The 3,229-nt window shown below is 51.1% G+C and carries 2 tRNA genes and 2 rRNA genes; all 4 read right to left on the bottom strand.

Annotated features, from left to right (window positions below):
- Positions 1-765, bottom strand: a 23S ribosomal RNA gene (locus F566_RS0100305); the annotation flags it as partial.
- 355 nt (positions 766-1,120) lie between these two features.
- Positions 1,121-1,196: transfer RNA gene (locus F566_RS0100300), tRNA-Ala, on the bottom strand.
- Positions 1,197-1,328: 132 nt separating this feature from the next.
- A tRNA-Ile gene (locus F566_RS0100295) sits at positions 1,329-1,405 on the bottom strand.
- A gap of 96 nt (positions 1,406-1,501) precedes the next feature.
- Positions 1,502-3,040: ribosomal RNA gene (locus F566_RS0100290) — 16S ribosomal RNA — on the bottom strand.
- Between the last annotated feature and the right edge of the window lie 189 nt (positions 3,041-3,229).

Genomic DNA, 3,229 nt, shown 5'->3' with positions numbered 1-3,229 from the left:
CCCCCAGCCACAAGTCATCCGAATCTTTTTCAACAGATTTCGGTTCGGTCCTCCAGTTGATGTTACTCAACCTTCAACCTGCCCATGGCTAGATCACTCGGTTTCGGGTCTACACCATGCGACTAAACGCCCTATTCAGACTCGGTTTCCCTACGCCTTCCCTATTCGGTTAAGCTCGCCACATAATGTAAGTCGCTGACCCATTATACAAAAGGTACGCAGTCACAGAACAAGTCTGCTCCCACTGCTTGTACGCATACGGTTTCAGGGTCTATTTCACTCCCCTCACAGGGGTTCTTTTCGCCTTTCCCTCACGGTACTGGTTCACTATCGGTCAACTAGGAGTATTTAGCCTTGGAGGATGGTCCCCCCATATTCAGTCAAGATAACACGTGTCCCGACCTACTCGATTTCACTGTGATGGGATTTCGGATACAGGGCTGTCACCCACTATGGCCGCACTTTCCAGAGCGTTCTCCTATCCGTCTCACAGCTTAAGGGCTGCTCCCCGTTCGCTCGCCGCTACTTAGGGAATCTCGGTTGATTTCTTTTCCTCGGGGTACTTAGATGTTTCAGTTCTCCCGGTTCGCCTCCTACACCTATGGATTCAGTGCAGGATACTGAGCAAGCTCAGTGGGTTTCCCCATTCAGAGATCGCCGGGTCAAAGGTTATTTGCCACCTCGCCGACGCTTATCGCAGGCTATCACGTCTTTCATCGCCTCTAGTTGCCTAGGCATCCACCGTATGCGCTTATTCACTTGACCATATAACCCGAAGTAATCTAGTTGCCTAGATCCCAACAGATTATACAGTGCTGGTTTCACCGTAACGATTTGGTGATGTCGCTTTCGCGTCACCACACCGGTGTTTTGCGCTTGAGTATAATCACTCAGTAAAATCTATCCGTTCGATTCATTGTCAAACTGCAACAATCAATCTCTACGTTTCGATTTACTTTTGCTTATCCAAATTGTTAAAGAGCTCTCTGACCAAATGCCAGAAACCAGTTCATTCATCTCTACCAGAGCATGAACTCGTTTCTATCATCTGACGATTACTTGGATTGTTCTGACTCACCTTCACTTTCCCTCGATCGAGGCCAATCTCCCTGAAGAAGAATGGTGGAGCTAAGCAGGATCGAACTGCTGACCTCCTGCGTGCAAGGCAGGCGCTCTCCCAGCTGAGCTATAGCCCCATCTTAAAAGCTACTTTCCCAAACCTACTCAAATACCTTAAGTACATTCGGAGAATTTTCTGAGACAAGGCATGTCTTCGCGCCGCATAGCCTGCTATGCAAGTGAAGCCATAACGCCGTATCAGGAAATTCTGGTGGGTCTGGGTGGACTTGAACCACCGACCTCACCCTTATCAGGGGTGCGCTCTAACCACCTGAGCTACAGACCCAATTCTCATGGGCCCAAGACCCAAATCCAAGCTCTCTTCTCACCAATCAAGCAATTTGTTGTGAACGCTGAACTGAAACAGTCATAAGATATCGTTTAAGGAGGTGATCCAGCCGCAGGTTCCCCTACGGCTACCTTGTTACGACTTCACCCCAGTCATGAATCACACCGTGGTAACCGTCCCCCCAAAGGTTAGACTAGCTACTTCTGGTGCAACCCACTCCCATGGTGTGACGGGCGGTGTGTACAAGGCCCGGGAACGTATTCACCGCGACATTCTGATTCGCGATTACTAGCGATTCCGACTTCATGGAGTCGAGTTGCAGACTCCAATCCGGACTACGAGACGCTTTAAGAGATTAGCTCCACCTCGCGGCTTGGCAACCCTCTGTACGCCCCATTGTAGCACGTGTGTAGCCCTGGTCGTAAGGGCCATGATGACTTGACGTCGTCCCCACCTTCCTCCGGTTTGTCACCGGCAGTCTCCCTAAAGTTCCCACCCGAAGTGCTGGCAAATAAGGACAAGGGTTGCGCTCGTTACGGGACTTAACCCAACATTTCACAACACGAGCTGACGACAGCCATGCAGCACCTGTCTCAGAGTTCCCGAAGGCACCAATCCATCTCTGGAAAGTTCTCTGGATGTCAAGACCAGGTAAGGTTCTTCGCGTTGCTTCGAATTAAACCACATGCTCCACCGCTTGTGCGGGCCCCCGTCAATTCATTTGAGTTTTAACCTTGCGGCCGTACTCCCCAGGCGGTCGACTTATCGCGTTAGCTGCGCCACTAAGCACTCTAAGGTGCCCAACGGCTAGTCGACATCGTTTACGGCGTGGACTACCAGGGTATCTAATCCTGTTTGCTCCCCACGCTTTCGCACCTCAGCGTCAGTTTTTGGCCAGAGAGCCGCCTTCGCCACCGGTATTCCTCCAGATCTCTACGCATTTCACCGCTACACCTGGAATTCTACTCTCCTCTCCAAAACTCTAGCCATGCAGTTCTAAATGCAGTTCCCAGGTTGAGCCCGGGGATTTCACATCTAGCTTACATAACCGCCTACGCGCGCTTTACGCCCAGTAATTCCGATTAACGCTCGCACCCTCCGTATTACCGCGGCTGCTGGCACGGAGTTTGCCGGTGCTTCTTCTGTCGGTAACGTCAACTGTAAGCGCTATTAACACTTACCCTTTCCTCCCGACTGAAAGTGCTTTACGACCCGAAAGCCTTCTTCACACACGCGGCATGGCTGGATCAGGGTTGCCCCCATTGTCCAATATTCCCCACTGCTGCCTCCCGTAGGAGTCTGGACCGTGTCTCAGTTCCAGTGTGACTGATCATCCTCTCAGACCAGTTACAGATCGTCGCCTTGGTGAGCCTTTACCTCACCAACTAGCTAATCTGACATAGGCTCATCTGATAGCGCGAGGTCCGAAGAGCCCCCGCTTTCTCCCGTAGGACGTATGCGGTATTAATCCGGGTTTCCCCGGGCTATCCCCCACTACCAGGCAGATTCCTATGCATTACTCACCCGTCCGCCGCTCGACGCCCCTAGCAAGCTAGGTCGTTTCCGCTCGACTTGCATGTGTTAAGCCTGCCGCCAGCGTTCAATCTGAGCCATGATCAAACTCTTCAGTTTAAAGAGTGCAGATCATTTAAGATCTAAATCTTGCTCAAGTTAAAAACTACTGTACTTTTTGAATTGTACGAGTCACTAACTTAAGGCTGTCTTGTGTCTCACAACCGCCTCAGCTAGCGCCCACAACAAATTGCTTGATTGACTTTTTAAAGATCTTCTCGCCCGGGCATTCATCCCGATGAGGCGCGC

The organism is Hahella ganghwensis DSM 17046, assembly GCF_000376785.1.
Classification (GTDB): domain Bacteria; phylum Pseudomonadota; class Gammaproteobacteria; order Pseudomonadales; family Oleiphilaceae; genus Hahella; species Hahella ganghwensis.
Note: the sequence above shows the minus strand (reverse complement) of the source record. Positions and strands in the feature narration are given on the sequence as shown.